The 15,260-nt window shown below is 71.3% G+C and carries 13 protein-coding genes; 5 read left to right on the top strand and 8 right to left on the bottom strand.

The window, feature by feature from the left end; all coding sequences use genetic code 11:
- Positions 1-84 precede the first annotated feature (84 nt).
- The 3 genes from ACQPYD_RS04320 to ACQPYD_RS04310 are packed head-to-tail and all read right to left on the bottom strand — an operon-like array spanning position 85 to position 3,407.
- On the bottom strand, positions 85-831 hold the full coding sequence (locus tag ACQPYD_RS04320; protein WP_267948167.1) for a succinate dehydrogenase/fumarate reductase iron-sulfur subunit: 747 nt from the start codon (positions 829-831) through the stop codon (positions 85-87).
- Positions 828-2,774: a fumarate reductase/succinate dehydrogenase flavoprotein subunit gene (locus ACQPYD_RS04315; protein ID WP_433699873.1), complete on the bottom strand. Its 1,947-nt coding sequence runs from the start codon at positions 2,772-2,774 to the stop codon at positions 828-830. The genes ACQPYD_RS04320 and ACQPYD_RS04315 overlap by 4 nt, the downstream gene beginning before the upstream one ends.
- Positions 2,775-3,407: a succinate dehydrogenase cytochrome b subunit gene (locus ACQPYD_RS04310; RefSeq protein ID WP_433701947.1), complete on the bottom strand. Its 633-nt coding sequence runs from the start codon at positions 3,405-3,407 to the stop codon at positions 2,775-2,777.
- Between the two features lie 149 nt (positions 3,408-3,556).
- On the opposite strand from ACQPYD_RS04310, the gene ACQPYD_RS04305 reads away from it, so the two are divergent.
- From ACQPYD_RS04305 to ACQPYD_RS04290, 4 genes are all read left to right on the top strand, one after another.
- On the top strand, positions 3,557-4,552 hold the full coding sequence (locus ACQPYD_RS04305) for a LysR family transcriptional regulator (protein ID WP_433699872.1): 996 nt from the start codon (positions 3,557-3,559) through the stop codon (positions 4,550-4,552).
- A 336-nt stretch (positions 4,553-4,888) separates the two neighbouring features.
- Positions 4,889-5,701 carry a hypothetical protein gene (locus tag ACQPYD_RS04300; protein ID WP_433699871.1) on the top strand — a complete coding sequence of 271 codons (813 nt, stop codon included), beginning with the start codon at positions 4,889-4,891 and terminating at the stop codon, positions 5,699-5,701.
- 38 nt (positions 5,702-5,739) lie between these two features.
- A complete protein-coding gene (locus ACQPYD_RS04295; RefSeq protein ID WP_433699870.1) occupies positions 5,740-7,716 on the top strand; it encodes a fumarate reductase/succinate dehydrogenase flavoprotein subunit in 1,977 nt (658 codons plus the stop codon).
- Positions 7,713-8,498: a succinate dehydrogenase/fumarate reductase iron-sulfur subunit gene (locus tag ACQPYD_RS04290; RefSeq protein ID WP_433699869.1), complete on the top strand. Its 786-nt coding sequence runs from the start codon at positions 7,713-7,715 to the stop codon at positions 8,496-8,498. Before ACQPYD_RS04295 ends, ACQPYD_RS04290 begins: the two co-directional genes overlap by 4 nt.
- Before the next feature lie 158 nt (positions 8,499-8,656).
- Here ACQPYD_RS04290 and ACQPYD_RS04285 read toward each other — a convergent pair whose 3' ends face one another.
- The 4 genes from ACQPYD_RS04285 to ACQPYD_RS04270 all read right to left on the bottom strand — a co-directional run bounded on the left by ACQPYD_RS04285 (position 8,657) and on the right by ACQPYD_RS04270 (position 11,760).
- Positions 8,657-9,301, bottom strand: coding sequence for an MBL fold metallo-hydrolase (locus ACQPYD_RS04285; RefSeq protein ID WP_330159692.1), 645 nt, complete (start codon positions 9,299-9,301; stop codon positions 8,657-8,659).
- 137 nt (positions 9,302-9,438) lie between these two features.
- A complete protein-coding gene (locus tag ACQPYD_RS04280) occupies positions 9,439-10,428 on the bottom strand; it encodes an adenylate/guanylate cyclase domain-containing protein (RefSeq protein ID WP_433699868.1) in 990 nt (329 codons plus the stop codon).
- A 138-nt stretch (positions 10,429-10,566) separates the two neighbouring features.
- On the bottom strand, positions 10,567-10,785 hold the full coding sequence (locus ACQPYD_RS04275) for a hypothetical protein (RefSeq protein WP_433699867.1): 219 nt from the start codon (positions 10,783-10,785) through the stop codon (positions 10,567-10,569).
- Between the two features lie 114 nt (positions 10,786-10,899).
- On the bottom strand, positions 10,900-11,760 hold the full coding sequence (locus tag ACQPYD_RS04270; RefSeq protein WP_433699866.1) for a biotin--[acetyl-CoA-carboxylase] ligase: 861 nt from the start codon (positions 11,758-11,760) through the stop codon (positions 10,900-10,902).
- 130 nt (positions 11,761-11,890) lie between these two features.
- Between ACQPYD_RS04270 and ACQPYD_RS04265 the strand changes: the two genes are divergently transcribed.
- Positions 11,891-12,493: a Uma2 family endonuclease gene (locus ACQPYD_RS04265; protein WP_433699865.1), complete on the top strand. Its 603-nt coding sequence runs from the start codon at positions 11,891-11,893 to the stop codon at positions 12,491-12,493.
- A gap of 85 nt (positions 12,494-12,578) precedes the next feature.
- Here the strand turns inward: ACQPYD_RS04265 and ACQPYD_RS04260 are convergent, their stop codons facing one another.
- Positions 12,579-15,140, bottom strand: coding sequence for a phosphoenolpyruvate carboxylase (locus ACQPYD_RS04260; protein ID WP_433701946.1), 2,562 nt, complete (start codon positions 15,138-15,140; stop codon positions 12,579-12,581).
- Positions 15,141-15,260 lie beyond the last annotated feature (120 nt).

Raw genomic sequence — 15,260 nt, 5'->3', positions numbered from 1 at the left:
CCGTGCACGGGAACGGGGCCGCACCCCCGGAGGGGTGCGGCCCCGTGGGACCGGACCGGGGTGCGCCCCCGGCAGAGGTCGTGCCTAGCCGATGCCCTTGCTGAGCGAGCCCAGCAGGTCGCGGTTGAGCTGCGAGATGGTGTCCAGCGGGATGCCCTTCGGGCAGACCGCGGCGCACTCACCGATATTGGTGCAGCCGCCGAAGTCCTCCTCGTCCTGCTGGTTGATCATCTTCACCACGCGCGAGGCCCGCTCCGGCTGCCCCTGCGGGAGCATGCCGAGGTGGGTGACCTTCGCCGCGGTGAACAGCATGCTGGACGCGTTCGGGCACGCCGCCACGCAGGCGCCGCAGCCGATGCAGGTCGCGGCGTCGAAGGCGCGGTCCGCGTCCGGCTTCGGGATCGGGTTGGCGTGGGCGTCCGGCGCGGTGCCCGTCGGGGCGCTGATGAAGCCGCCCGCCTGGATGATGCGGTCGAACGCGCCCCGGTCGACGACCAGGTCCTTCACGACCGGGAACGCCGTGGCCCGCCACGGCTCGACCGTGATGGTGTCGCCGTCCTTGAAGCTGCGCATGTGCAGCTGGCAGGTGGTGGTGCGCTCGGGACCGTGCGCCTCGCCGTCGATCACGACGCCGCAGGCGCCGCAGATGCCCTCGCGGCAGTCGTGGTCGAACGCGACCGGGTCCTCGTTCTCGAGCGTGAGCTTCTCGTTGAGGACGTCGAGCATCTCCAGGAAGGACATGTCCGGCGAGACGTCGGTGAGCTTGTAGGTGACCATGCGACCCTCGTCGTCACGGCCCTTCTGTCGCCACACGCGCAGGGTGATGTTCACTTGTAGCTCCGCTGCTTCATCTCGACGTACTCGTACTCCAGGTCTTCCTTGTGGAGCACGGGCTTGCTGTCCACGCCACCGAACTCCCAGGCCGCGACGTAGGCGAACTCGTCGTCGTGACGCAGCGCCTCCCCGTCGTCGGTCTGGCTCTCGGAGCGGAAGTGACCGCCGCAGGACTCGCGCCGGTGCAGGGCGTCGATGCACATGAGCTCGCCCAGCTCCAGGAAGTCGGCCACGCGGTTGGCCTTCTCCAGAGCCTGGTTGAACTCCTCGTTGGTGCCGAGCACCTTGACGTCGCGCCAGAACTCGGCGCGCAGCTCGCGGATGAGCTCGATGGCCTTGCGCAGGCCCTCCTCGTTGCGCTCCATGCCGCAGTAGTCCCACATGATGTGGCCGAGCTCCTTGTGGAAGGAGTCGACGGTGCGGGAGCCGTTGATGGAGAGCAGCTTGTCGATCCGCGCGGTGACGTCCGCCTTGGCCGCCACGGCCTCGGGGTGGGTCTCGTCGACCGGCTCGAAGGGGCCGGCCGCGAGGTAGTCGTTGATGGTGTTCGGCAGGACGAAGTAGCCGTCCGCCAGCCCCTGCATCAGCGCGCTCGCGCCCAGGCGGTTCGCGCCGTGGTCGGAGAAGTTGGCCTCACCCGTCACGAACAGGCCCGGGATGGTGCTCTGGAGGTCGTAGTCGACCCACAGCCCGCCCATGGTGTAGTGGACGGCCGGGTAGATGCGCATCGGGACCTCGTACGGGTTCTCCCCGGTGATGCGCTGGTACATGTCGAAGAGGTTGCCGTACTTGGCCTCGACCGCGTCGCGGCCCAGGCGCTCGATGGCGTCCGCGAAGTCCAGGTACACGCCCAGTCCGCCGGGGCCGACGCCGCGGCCCTCGTCGCAGACGTTCTTGGCGGCGCGCGACGCGATGTCACGGGGCACCAGGTTGCCGAAGGCCGGGTAGATGCGCTCCAGGTAGTAGTCGCGCTCGCCCTCGGGGATCTGGCGCGGGTCCCGGTCGTCACCGCCCACCTTGGGCACCCAGATGCGGCCGTCGTTGCGCAGCGACTCGCTCATCAGGGTCAGCTTGGACTGGTAGTCGCCGCTGACCGGGATGCAGGTCGGGTGGATCTGCGTGTAGCAGGGGTTCGCGAAGTGCGCGCCCTTGCGGTGGGCCCGCCACGCGGCGGTGACGTTGGAGCCCATGGCGTTGGTCGAGAGGAAGAAGACGTTGCCGTAGCCGCCGGTGGCCAGGACCACCGCGTCGGCGAAGTGCGTCTCGATCTCGCCGGTGACCATGTCGCGGGCGATGATGCCGCGCGCCTTGCCGTCCACGACGATGACTTCCAGCATCTCGTGGCGGGTGTTCATCTTGACGGTGCCGGCCGCGATCTGGCGCTCCTGGGCCTGGTAGGCGCCGATGAGGAGCTGCTGGCCCGTCTGGCCGCGCGCGTAGAAGGTACGGGACACCTGCACGCCGCCGAAGGAGCGGTTGTCCAGGAGGCCGCCGTACTCGCGGGCGAAGGGAACGCCCTGGGCCACGCACTGGTCGATGATCTCGACGCTGGTCTGGGCCAGGCGGTAGACGTTCGACTCGCGGGAGCGGAAGTCACCGCCCTTGACGGTGTCGTAGAACAGCCGGTAGATGCTGTCGCCGTCGTTGCGGTAGTTCTTCGCGGCGTTGATGCCGCCCTGCGCGGCGATGGAGTGCGCGCGCCGGGGGCTGTCCTGGTAGCAGAACGAGGTGACCTTGTAGCCCGCCTCGCCCAGGGTCGCCGCCGCGGAGGCGCCGGCGAGGCCGGTGCCGACGATGATCACGGAGAGCTTGCGCCGGTTCGCGGGATTGACCAGCTTGGCGCCGAAGCGGCGCTTGTCCCAGCGCTCGTTGATCGGGCCTTCGGGGGCCTTCTCGTCCCGGATCGGGGCGCCCTCGATGTACAGGTCGTTCTCAGACAATTAACTCACCAGTCCAAAGGTGACCGCCAGGGGCGGGAGCAGGAAGCCGACGGTCACGATCACCGCGATCGCCACGGCGACCGCGTTGATCTTGCTCTGACGGCTGGCCTTGTTGAAGCCGAGCGTGGCCATCCCGCTCCACACACCGTGACGCAGGTGGAAACCGACCGCGATCACGGAGGCGACGTAGAACAGCGTCACGTACCAGAACTCGGGCTGGAAACCGCCCACGAGCCGCTCGTACGGGCTGTCGGACTTGCCCCCGGGCGCGATGACGTTCACCGTCAGGTGCAGGATGTGGAAGATCACGAAGAGCGCGATGAGGATGCCGCCGTAGCGCATGGTGTACGAGGCGTAGGTGCGCTGCACCCGCTTCTTCACCTGGTAGCGGTCGGTGCGGGCCTTCCGCGCGCGCATCGTGAGGACCACCGCGGAGTAGATGTGGATGAGGACGCTCGCCAGCAGGACGACGCGCGCGATCCACAGGAAGCCGCTCTCGGGCAGGAGCGGGTAGCCGAGCTCACGGAGGCCGTGCGCGTAGCCGTCGAAGGCCTCCTGGCCCGAGAAGACTTTCAGGTTGCCGTACATGTGCGCGATCAGGTACAGCACAAGGATCACGCCGGTGACCGCCATCGCGGACTTGAGCGCCACCGTGGACCTGTAGGCCGTAGATCGCTTCTTGGTCAAGGTACTGTTCGCCACAGCCTGCCACTTTAATTTCGGGTTAACTCGGACGTCCAAGTCATCGGGACCCTGGTGTCCATAGCCTTAGGCTATGGAGCATGCAGTTCCAGCAGCTGGCTTACTTCGTCGCCGTGGCCCGCACCCGCCATTTCACCCGCGCAGCCGAGCTTTCACGCGTCGCCCAGCCGAGCTTGAGCAAACAGATCCGCAGCCTTGAGCGGGAGTTGGGCGCGCCGTTATTCAGTCGTGCCCGGGGAAACATCACACTCACCCCGGCGGGCGAGGCGCTGCTCCCGCTGGCCCAGCGCATGCTCACCGACCTGGAGACGGCCCGTCGGGAGGTGGCCGAACTGGCCGGGGTGCGTCGCGGGCGGGTGCGCCTCGGGGCGACCCCCTCGCTGTGCGCGGGACTGCTGGCCGATGTTCTCGCCCACTTCCATACCCGCTTCCCCGGGATCGAACTCCAGGTGGAGGAGAGCGGCTCGCGCGACCTCATCCGGGACCTGGGGCGGGGGGAGCTGGACCTGGCGCTGATCATCCTCCCCCTCCAGAGCAGCGACCCCGACTTCTCGACCACGCCGATCCTGAGGGAGAACCTGGTCGTGGTGAGCCCGATGTCGCAGCCCTCCCCCAACGGAAGGGCGTCGATCCGGATCACCGAGCTCCGGGAGCGGGCGCTGGTGATGTTCCGGCGCGGGTACGACGTGCGCGAGGCCACGCTGCGCGCCTGCCGGGCCGCCGGCTTCGAGCCCGACCTGGCGGTGGAGGGCGGGGAGATGGACGCCGTGCTGCGCTTCGTGGAGGCGGGGCTGGGTCTCGCCGTCGTGCCGAGCATGGTGCTCAAGAACCGGCCGGGCCTGCGCGGGACGCCCCTGGCCCGGCCCCGCCTGCTCCGGACCGTGGCCCTGGCGCGGCGCAAGGACGTGGAGCCCTCGCACTCGGCGGACGCCTTCCGCCGACACCTCAACGAGTACCTGCTGGGGATGTCGAAGGAGGACCTGGGCCCGGATCTGGAGGTGCTGATCGCGGACGCGAGTGCGGGCGGCCCCGAGGAAGACAGGTTCTCCGGTAGGAATACCGGGGAAATTTCCTGAGCAACCCGAAAACCCCAGAGGACAAACCCACCCCCTATCGCCACTCCTTTGTCAAAAACAACGAACATGACACTCGGGATGTTCGTTGGCTTTTAATGACAAAAGGCCACAAATGAATAACTAAAAGTGGCCTATTTCACACTCGCCTCCCAGGGGTTTCTTCACGGCCGGGACGTGACCGTGATCACAACGTCCTAACGTTGCGTTGCAGACCGGTCCTACAGCTTCTCCCGCAGCCGTGCAGCACTCACGGAGAGCGGTCACCGCCCGGGCCCGGGGTCCCGCACCCCGGTCGGCGCCCGGTCGGCGCCCTCTCCACAGGAGGTGGAGACCTCGGTGACCCCCGACGACAGCGCGCGCACCGGAGCCGTCCGGGCGCGCATCCCCCGACGAACCCTGCGGACCGACCGGTGGTGGCTCGGCCCGGTCCTCACGACCGCCGGCCTGGCCGCCTTCGTGGTCTACGCCACCCTCCGGGTGTTCCAGCAGGACCACTACTGGGTGGCGGAGCACCACTACCTGACCCCGTTCTACTCGCCGTGCCTGGCACAGCAGTGCGCGCCCGAGGCCGCGCTGTTCGGACGGCTCCCCCTCGAGTTCCCCCCGCTCGTCCCCTACGCCCTGCTCAGCCTGCCCTTCCTGCTGCTGTTCCGGGTGACCTGCTACTACTACCGCAAGGCCTACTACCGCTCGATCTGGCAGGCGCCCACCGCGTGCGCCGTACGCGAGCCGCACAGCCGGTACACCGGTGAGACCCGGCCGCTGATGCTCCCCCAGAACGGCCACCGCTACTTCTTCTACGTCGCCCTCGCCATCACCCTGGTCAACACGTGGGACACGGCGGTCGCCTTCTTCCACGGGACCGACGGCGGCTTCGGCATCGGCCTCGGCAACCTCGTCATGGTCGTCAACGTGCTGATGCTCTGGGGCTACACGCTCAGCTGCCACTCCTGCCGCCACATCATGGGCGGGCGCCTGCGCAGCTTCGACCGGCACCCCGTCCGCTACTGGATGTGGAGCCGCGTCTCGACCCTCAACAACCGGCACATGTACTTCGGCTGGTTCAGCATCGCGTCCCTGATGGCCACCGACGCCTACATCGCCCTCGTCGCCGGCGGCGCCTTCACCGACCTGCGGATCCTCAACTGAGCCCCGGGGAGGGCCGTCCCCTGGAAAGGCACACCCACATGCCCCCCACAGCAGACACCGGCATCACCCGGTACACCTACGACGTCGTGGTGATCGGTGCGGGCGGAGCCGGGCTCCGCGCGGCGATCGCCGCCCGCGAGCAGGGCAAGCGCACCGCGGTCGTCTCCAAGTCGCTGTTCGGCAAGGCCCACACGGTGATGGCCGAGGGCGGGGCCGCCGCCGCGCTGGGCAACGCCAACCCCTCCGACGCGTGGCGCGTGCACTTCCGCGACACCATCCGCGGCGGCAAGTTCCTCAACGACCCGAGGATGGCCGAACTCCACGCCCGCGAGGCGCCCGAGCGCATCCTCGAACTGGAGCACTGGGGCGCGCTGTTCGACCGCACCGCGGACGGGAGGATCAGCCAGCGCAACTTCGGCGGCCACGAGTACCCGCGGCTGGCGCACGTGGGCGACCGCACCGGGCTGGAGATGATCCGGACCCTCCAGCAGCGGATCGTCGCCCTCCAGCAGGCCGACGCCGCCGAGCTGGGCGACCCCGAGGCCCGGCTGCGGGTGTTCGCCGAGACCGCGGTCACCGAGCTCGTCACCGACGGCGGGAGGATCGCGGGCGCGTTCGGCTACCGGCGCGCGGACGGCGGGTTCGTGGTCTTCGAGGCCCCCGCGGTCGTCCTCGCCACCGGCGGCATCGGCAAGGTGTTCCGGACCACGTCGAACTCCTGGGAGTACACCGGGGACGGGCACGCCCTGGCCCTGCGGGCGGGGGCCTCGCTCATCAACATGGAGTTCGTCCAGTTCCACCCCACCGGCATGGTCTGGCCGCCCTCGGTCAAGGGCATCCTCGTCACGGAGTCGGTGCGCGGCGACGGCGGCGTGCTGCGCAACTCCGAGGGCAGGCGCTTCATGTTCGACTACGTGCCGGACGTGTTCCGCTCCCAGTACGCCGAGACGGAGCCGGAGGCGGACGGCTGGTACGACGACCCGGCGAACCACCGCAGGCCCCCCGAGCTGCTGCCCCGCGACGAGGTGGCGCGGGCCATCGACAACGAGGTCAAGGAGGGGCGCGGCTCCCCGCACGGCGGCGTGTTCCTGGACGTGTCCACGCGGCTCCCGGCCGAGGAGATCCGCAGGCGCCTGCCGTCCATGCACCACCAGTTCAAGGAGCTGGCGGACGTGGACATCACCGCCGAGCCCATGGAGGTGGGCCCCACCTGCCACTACGTGATGGGCGGGGTGCGGGTGGACGCCGACACCGCCGCGTCCGACGTGCCGGGGCTGTACGCCGCCGGCGAGGTCGCGGGGGGCATGCACGGCTCCAACCGGCTCGGCGGCAACTCGCTGTCGGACCTGGTGGTGTTCGGCCGCCGCGCCGGCCTGGCCGCCGCCGCGTACGCGGACGGGCCGGGCGGCGGGGCGGCCACGGGGAAGGCCGTGGACCGGGTCGCCGCAGCGTCGGCCCGGTACGCACTGGAGTTCCTCAAGCAGGGCGGCGGCGAGAACCCCTACACGCTCCACGCCGAACTCCAGGACACCATGAACGACCTGGTGGGGATCATCCGGCGCGGACCGGAGATGGCGGAGGCCGTCGCCCGGCTGGACTCCCTGGGGGAGCGGTCGTCCATGCTCAGCGCCCCCGGCGACCGCGTCTACAACCCGGGCTGGCACCTGGCGCTCGCCCTTCCCAACATGATCCTGGTGTCGCGGGCGATCGCCGCGGCCGCCCTGGAGCGCGAGGAGTCGCGCGGCGGGCACACACGGGACGACTTCCCGGCCATGTCCGCGGAGTGGCGGCGGGTGAACCTGGAGGTGCGGGCGGACCGGGCCGACCGGGTGACCCTGACCCGGCGCCCGGTCGCGGACATCCCGGCCGCGCTCCTCGCCCTCTTCGAGCGCGAGGAGCTGTCCAAGTACCTGACGGAGGAGGAGCTGCCCGGGCAGGACGGGGCGGACGCGGCGGGTGGAGCGCACCCGGCGGACGAGACGGCGGGCGGCGCCGCCGAGGAGGACGGGTCATGAGCGAGCGCGTGTTCAGGGTGTGGCGGGGCTCCGGCGAGGGCGGGCTCGCCGAGTACCGGGTCGAGGTCAACGAGGGCGAGGTGGTGCTGGACGTGCTGCACCGGCTCCAGGCCACGCAGACCCCGGACCTCGCGGTCCGGTGGAACTGCAAGGCGGGCAAGTGCGGTTCGTGCTCGGTGGAGGTCAACGGGCGGCCGAGGCTCTCGTGCATGACCCGGATGAGCGTCTTCGACGAGGACGAGGTGGTGACGGTGACGCCGATGCGCACCTTCCCCGTGATCCGGGACCTGGTGTGCGACGTGTCGTACAACTACCGGAAGGCGATGGAGATCCCGTCGTTCGCACCGGACCCGGAGGCGGAGCCGGGCGACTTCCGCATGGCGCAGGTCGACGTGGAGCGCTCACAGGAGTTCCGCAAGTGCATCGAGTGCTTCCTGTGCAACAACGTGTGCCACGTGATCCGGGACCACGAGGAGAACAAGGAGCACTTCTCGGGTCCGCGCTTCCTGATGCGCGTGGCCGAGCTGGAGATGCACCCCGAGGACACGGCCGACCGGCGCGCGATCGCGCAGGACGAGTTCGGCCTGGGCTACTGCAACATCACCAAGTGCTGCACGGAGGTCTGCCCGGAGGGCATCCACATCACCGACAACGCGCTGATCCCGATGAAGGAGCGGGTCGCGGACCGCAAGTACGACCCCCTGGTGTGGCTGGGCTCGAAGATCGGGGTCCGCCCGAAGGACACCCCGATCGTCCCCAACGTCCGCCGCCGGGACGGCTGACCCGGGGCCCGGCCGCACGCCGTGCCCGTGGACGGCGGCGCCCCGCTGGGGAGGTCCCCCGCGGGGCGCCGCGCGCCCCGGGACCGCGGGCCGGGGCACGGGGCCGGCGGGGAAGGGCCCGGCCGGACGGCGCGGCGGCAGCCGGTCCGGCGAGCGGGTCAGAACCCCCGGGCGGCCCAGGCGTCCAGGTGCTCGGCGGCCTCGGCGACGGTCGTGGTCTCCCCGTGGCCGGGGTGGACGACGGTCTCCCCCGGCAGGGGCGCCAGGCGGTCGCGGATGGAGGCGATGATCGTCGGGAAGTCCGAGAAGGGCTGCCCGGTGGCCCCCGGACCGCCCGGGAAGAGCGTGTCCCCGGTGAAGACCGCGCCCAGCTCGGGCGCGTACAGGCACACCCCTCCGGGGGTGTGGCCCGGCGTGTGCAGGATCTGGAGCTCCACGCCCCCGGCCAGCAGCGCCTCTCCGTCCAGCAGCGGCGCGTCCGGCTCGCGGTGGGGGTGGACGTGGTGCCAGAGCTCCGCGTCGTCGGGGTGCAGCAGGATCGGGCAGTTCGCGAGGTCGGCGAGCGCGACGGCGGCGTTGACGTGGTCGCTGTGCCCGTGGGTGGACACGATGGCCATCAGTTCGCGGTCGCCGAGGCCGCGCGCGATCGCCTGGTGGTCGTGCGCGGCGTCGATGACGATCGCGCTGTCCTCGTCGCCGACGATCCACACGTTGTTCTCGACATCGAACTCGCCGCCCTCCAGGCTGAAAATGCCCGAGGTGCGCAGGCGTTGGATGGGAGGAGGCACGCTCACAGGGCTCATCACCTGACGTCTTGTGGGCCGGTACGGCGGTTCCGAGCCTATCCCTCCCGCACCTTCCGCACACGCCTGTTCGGTAAGAGGGGAGTGAGAGTCGGAGCGCCCCCGGGGCCGGGAGCGGCGCGCACCGGCCGGGCGGTTCAGAGCCCGGTGGGCTCGAAGTTGCGGCGCAGCGCGTACGGCTGGATGAGGCCGAGCCCGTGCGCGTGACGCGCCCTCACCCTGACCACCTGGAGCCCGTCCTCGTCGGTGAGGCTCTCGGCGAGGCTCTCGTCGATGAGGACGGTGCCGGGGCGGGCGAAGGAGGTCAGTCTGCTGGAGCGGTTGACGGTCGTGCCGAACACGTCGCCGTGCAGGGTCAGGACGGGCCCCGCGGCCAGGCCGACCCGCACGTCGGGCACCTCCACGTGGGTCTTGACGCCGGAGGCGAGGCGCAGGGCGATGTCGGCGGCCTCGGCCGGGGAGTCGGCCACGTAGAGCACCTCGTCGCCGAGGGTCTTGACGACGCGGCCCCCGCCGGAGGCGACGATGTCGGCCGCGGTGGCCTCGAAGCCCTCCACCACCCCGGCCAGCTCCACCTCGTCCAGCTCGCGGCTGAGCGTGGTGAAGGAGACCAGGTCCGCGAAGCCGACGACCAGCGGGTAGTAGTTGGGCACCCCGTCGGTGCCGTTGGACATCACCGCGAGGGTGCGTGCCGTGGAGGCGGAGAGCTGGCGGCGCCAGATGTGCAGCAGGAGGCGCTCGACGTCCGGCAGCAGCTCCTTGACCTGGTTCATCAGGGGGGTCGCGGAGTCCACGCCCTCCTTGTAGATGAGCGTGCTCAGGATGCTGGTCTGCCAGTCCGCGAGGCGGGCCATGGTCTGGCCCATGGCGCGGGCGAAGCGGACCACGCCCTCCTCGTCCAGGATGCCCTCCCGGAGCAGGCTGTTGGCGATCCGCAGCGACTCCACGTCGCTCTCCGCGAAGGTGACCGTCTCCTCGCCCTGGTTGGGGAACCCGAGGGCGCGCCATATGCGGCCGGCGAGCTCGGGGTCGGCACCGGCGAGCTCGATCGCCTGTTCCCGGGTGTAGACGGGTTCGCCGCCCAGGAGGGCGGCCTCGATCGCTTTCGGGTCCGGACGCGACGGCATACGTTCTCTTTCACGGATCATCCCCGGATGCCGGGGAGCAATCGCCTCGTCACCGTGCCGGGACGCGGCGCGGATCACCTCCAGCTTACGCCCGTGCCCCCTCCTCGGAAGGGGCGGGCGCGTACCGGAGGCGCATGGTCACCTCTGCGGCCCCGCCGACGGCTCCGGTCTCCGGGCGGCGTCGGCCTGTCTTCGGGCCCCGGACCGGGGCCGCCCGGGTCTCGGCGCCCGGCGCAGGACCCTCCCCTCCTGCTCGGAGGCCGCCTGTACGGACAACGTCCCGTACCGCGGGATGCGTTCCCGGAGGGAGGTGTCGGGCTCCTCGTCGTCGGAGGGGCAGCGGTCCGCGATAGCCATAACGGTGATGATGGCACAAGGCGGTCGGCCGCGGGAGTGAGCGGAAGCCCTCTTGTGGACAACCCCCGACCGACGCTCCGCCGCCCCTGCGGCCGGTCCGGCGGAGCGGGCCGGTCAGCCGCCCGGGCGCACGTGGACGACGTCGCCCGCGCTCAGCGCGCGCTCGCCGTCCGGCCCCCGGACCAGCAGCCGCGCCTCGGAGTCCACACCCGTCGCGGTCCCCTCCAGCACCCGGCCGCCGGGCAGGTGGACCCGGACCGGGCGCCCCAGGGTGGCGCACGTGTCCCGGTAGGCGGAGGCCAGGCCGCTGGCCTCGGCGTCGCCCCCGGCCGCCGTCCACACCGTGTACAGCTCCTCGAACTCCCCCAGGACGGCGGCGAGGAGCGCGCCGCGGTCCAGGGCCGCGGAGCCCTCGCCGCGCAGGGAGACGGCGTTGTCGACGGGCAGCTCGGAGCGCGACTGGGACACGTTGAGGCCGATGCCGACGACCACGGCGGGACTCCCGGAGGAGAAGTCGACCTCGGCGAGGATGCCCGCGAGCTTGCCGTCCGACCGCGCCGCACCGGACCGCAGCCCGGCGGGGACGATCACGTCGTTGGGCCACTTCAGGGACGCCTTCACCCCGGTCAGGCGGCGCACCGCGCCGACCCCGGCCACACCCATGAGCGGGGAGAGCCAGCTGAGGGAGGAGACGGGCGCGTCGGGGCGCACCAGGAGCGACACGGTGAGGGCCGCCCTCGGGGGGACGCTGAACCCGCGGCCGAGCCGGCCCTTGCCCGCGGTCTGGTGCTCGGTGACCAGCACGCTCCCGTGCGGGGCGCCGGCCGCGGCGCGCGCGGCCAGGTCGGTGTTGGTGGACCCGGTCTCGGGCAGCACCTCGATCCGCCGCCACAGGCCGCCCGGCCGGACGAGGACGGCGTCGAGCGCCGCCGTGTCGAGCGGTGGACGCGGGAAGGGGTCGGGTTCGCTGGTCATACGCCCATTACAGCAGCGCCGAAACCCGTTCCGGAAACCGGTGTGGGAAAGAAGCCCGCCGGTTAGTCTGAAAACCAGCACATCGGTGATCGTGCCTCGCTACGTTCAGCTACCGGAGGTGACGCGGCAGATGAGTATCGCGGCGGTGGAACCCGAAGCACTGCTCTCCTGGCAGTTCATGCTGCGCACCTGGGAAGAACTGGACGTGCCCGAGGGATGTCGGGCCGAGATCATCGAAGGCGCGCTTGTCCTCGCGACACCCCCGAAGCCCGAACACAGCCAGATCGTATGGCAGGTCGGCAAAGCCCTCACCCGCGAGATCCTGCGCGACGGCAGTTCGATCGCGGAGGCAGAGGTCCACCAGACCGTCGATGTACGTGTGCCCTTCCGGAGCGGCCTGTACATCCCCGACCTTCTGGTCATCCCGCATTCCGTGATGGAGTACGACCCCGAGAACCTGGTCTCCGACGCCCTGCTGGTGGTCGAGGTGACCTCCAGGAGCACCGCCGACCGGGACCGCAAACCCAAGCTCTGGGGTTACGCCCACGCCGGCATACCCCTGTACCTGCTCGTGGACCGCTGGGACCCGGAGACGGACAGGGGCGAGGTCACCCTCTTCTCCGGACCGGAGAACGGTGTGTACACCGGCGCGACCAAGGTGCCGTTCGGCAAGGAGATCCACCTCCCCGCGCCGTTCGACCTGACGCTGGACACCGGCGGCTTCCCCGCCTGACGCACCGCGCCCGGCCCCGTGACGACCGGCGGCGCCCCGCACCCCTCACGGGTGCGGGGCGCCGCGGTCGCGGGGGCCGTGGCGGTCAGCCGGTGTTCTGGAGTCCGGCGGCGACGCCGTTCACGGAGAGCAGGAGCAGCCGCTCCAGGTGCTGCTGGTCCTGCTCGGAGAGCGAGTCCGCCTCCTCGCCCCGCAGCGCCTCCAGGGCGCGCAGCTGGAGGTGGGACAGCGCGTCCACGTACGGGTTGCGCAGGTCGACGGCCCGCGAGAGCACCGCCCGGTTCTCCAGCAGGCGGCTGTGGCCGGTCACCCGCAGGACCAGCTCGCGGGTGAGGTCGTACTCGTCCAGCACCCTCGCGGTCAGCTCCGGCCGGCCGCCCAGCGCCAGATAGCGCTCGGCGATGGTGCGGTCGGTCTTGGCCAGGCTCATCTCCGCGTTGTCGAGCAGGGACGCGAACATCGGCCACTCGCGGTACGCGGCCCGGAGGGCGGACACGTCCTCGACGGCGGCCAGCCCCGACCCGAGCCCGTACCAGCCGGGCAGGTTGACCCGGGTCTGGGTCCAGGCGAACACCCACGGGATCGCGCGCAGGTCGCCGAGGCCGCGCGCCGCCCCGCGGCGCGCGGGGCGCGAGCCCAGCCGCAGCTCCCCGAGCTCCTCCAGGGGGCTGACCCGGGAGAACCACAGCGCGAAGTCCTCGGTGTTGATCAGCTCCAGGTAGGTCTCCTGGGCCGCTCCGGCGATGGCGTCGGCGACCCCGCGGAACCTGGCCTCGGCGGAGCGCTCCCGCTCCTGCACCGCGTCGGTGGAGGCCATGAGCACCGCGTGGCCGACCTGCTCGATGTGGCGGCGGGCGATGGCGGGCTGCCCGTAGCGGGCGAAGATGACCTCGCCCTGCTCGGTGACCTTGAACCGGCCGCCGACCGACCCGGGCGCCTGGGCGAGCAGGGCGCGGCTGGCGGGCCCGCCGCCGCGTCCGAGCGACCCGCCGCGGCCGTGGAAGAGGGTGAGCCGCACGTCGTGCCGCTCCGCCCACGCGGCCAGCCGGGCCTGGGCGTCGTACAGCCGCAGGGTGGCGCTGACCGGACCGACGTCCTTGGCGGAGTCGCTGTAGCCGAGCATGACCTCGACGCGGCGGCCGGTCTGTTCGAGCCTCCGCCGGATCTGGGGCACCTCCAGCATGCCGTCGAGAACGTCGGGCGAGGCGTCCAGGTCGGCGCCGGTCTCGAACAGGGGGATGACGTCGAGGACGGGCATCCGCTCGGGCGGCAGGGCGTGGGAGGCCAGCTCGTGGACGGCGGCGACGTCCTCCGCGGTGCGGGTGAAGCTGACGATGTAGCGGCGGCACGCCTCCACGCCGAAGCGCTCCTGGATCCAGGCGATGACCCGGATGGTCGCCAGGACCTCCTCGGTGCGCTCCGAGGGGGCCTTCCCCGCCCGGAGCTCCTCCAGTGCGGCGGCGTGCACCTCGCTGTGCTGGCGGATCTCCAGCTCCGCGAGGTGGAAGCCGAAGGTCTCCGCCTGCCAGACGAGGTGCTGGAGCTCGCCGTAGGCCTGGCGGACGGCGCCCGCGTCGACCAGCGAGTCCTGCACGGTGCGCAGGTCGTCGAGGAAGGCGTCGGCGTCGGGGTAGGCGAGGTCGGCGTCGCGTTCGCGGGTGGCGCGCAGCCGGGCGGCGGCCAGCAGCAGGAGCTGGCGGTGCGGCTCGTTGGGCGAGCGCTCGCCGATCCCGGCCATCAGGACGGGGTGGCCGGCGCGGGCCGCGGACAGGGCGTCGAGCAGCGCCGGGCTGGCCGGGGTGAGGTTGGAGTAGGCGGTGAGGGTGCGGGCGACCCTGTCCGCGGCGCCCTCCAGCCCGCGCAGCACGTGCTCGGACTGGATGAGCACGGCCTCGCGGGTCACGTCGTGGGTGACGTAGGGGTTGCCGTCCCGGTCGCCGCCGATCCAGCTGCCGTAGCGGACGAAGGGCGTGGCGCGCGGGGGCCGGACCCCGGTGCCGTCGGGGTCGATGGCGGCGTCCAGGCTCCGGTAGACCTGCGGGACGACGGAGAAGATGGTCTCGTCGAACGCCGCGAGGGCGGTGCGCACCTCGTCGAGCGGGTCGAGCCTGGTGTAGCGCAGCTGGGAGGTGCGCCAGAGGAGGTCGATCTCCTCCAGCAGGCGCCGGTGCGCCTCGGCGGCGGCGCTGCTCCCCTCGTGGGAGGCGTGCCAGGCGTCGAGGTCCTCGCTGATCCGCTGGATGGAGGTGGAGACGGCGCGGCGCCGGGCCTCCGTGGGGTGGGCCGTGAGCACGGGGTGGAACTCCATGCCGGCCACGAGCTCGTTGAGGCGCTCCTCCCCGCCGTCGGCCTCCCGGATGGCGCGCACGGCGGCGGCCAGGGACTCGCGGGGAGGGTTGGCGGCGTCGTCGCGCTCGCGCAGGGCCCGCATCCGCTGGTGCTCCTCGGCGAGGTTGGCCAGGTGGAAGTACACCGTGAAGGCCCTGGCCACCTGCTTGGCGCGTTCGAGGGGCCAGGCGGCGACGATCGCGGTGATCTCCTCGCCTGTGACGGAACCGTCACGGGCGCCGATCACGGCGTGTCGGAGCTTCTCGACATCGGCGAGCAGTTCCTCGCCGCCGCTTTCGGCGAGGACCGTTCCGAGCATCTCTCCGAGGAGTTTGACGTCATTCCTGAGCTGCTCGGGAACTTCCTGCCGGGCACTGTCGCGTTCTGCGCTTACCGCTGTCATGGGCCCGACACTACAGAGATCGGGCCGGACGACAGG

The sequence above is a fragment of the Nocardiopsis sp. CA-288880 genome, from assembly GCF_050955985.1.
Classification (GTDB): Bacteria; Actinomycetota; Actinomycetes; order Streptosporangiales; family Streptosporangiaceae; genus Nocardiopsis; species Nocardiopsis tropica.
Note: the sequence above shows the minus strand (reverse complement) of the source record. Positions and strands in the feature narration are given on the sequence as shown.

Coding starts and splice junctions, on each gene's coding strand:
- ACQPYD_RS04305 (WP_433699872.1), top strand. CDS start 3,557: ATGCAGTTCCAGCAGCTGGCTTACTTCGTCGCCGTGGCCCGCACCCGC.
- ACQPYD_RS04295 (WP_433699870.1), top strand. CDS start 5,740: ATGCCCCCCACAGCAGACACCGGCATCACCCGGTACACCTACGACGTC.
- ACQPYD_RS04275 (WP_433699867.1), bottom strand. CDS start 10,785: ATGGCTATCGCGGACCGCTGCCCCTCCGACGACGAGGAGCCCGACACC.
- ACQPYD_RS04280 (WP_433699868.1), bottom strand. CDS start 10,428: ATGCCGTCGCGTCCGGACCCGAAAGCGATCGAGGCCGCCCTCCTGGGC.
- ACQPYD_RS04310 (WP_433701947.1), bottom strand. CDS start 3,407: ATGGCGGTCACCGGCGTGATCCTTGTGCTGTACCTGATCGCGCACATG.
- ACQPYD_RS04260 (WP_433701946.1), bottom strand. CDS start 15,140: ATGCTCGGAACGGTCCTCGCCGAAAGCGGCGGCGAGGAACTGCTCGCC.
- ACQPYD_RS04270 (WP_433699866.1), bottom strand. CDS start 11,760: ATGACCAGCGAACCCGACCCCTTCCCGCGTCCACCGCTCGACACGGCG.
- ACQPYD_RS04265 (WP_433699865.1), top strand. CDS start 11,891: ATGAGTATCGCGGCGGTGGAACCCGAAGCACTGCTCTCCTGGCAGTTC.
- ACQPYD_RS04290 (WP_433699869.1), top strand. CDS start 7,713: ATGAGCGAGCGCGTGTTCAGGGTGTGGCGGGGCTCCGGCGAGGGCGGG.
- ACQPYD_RS04285 (WP_330159692.1), bottom strand. CDS start 9,301: ATGAGCCCTGTGAGCGTGCCTCCTCCCATCCAACGCCTGCGCACCTCG.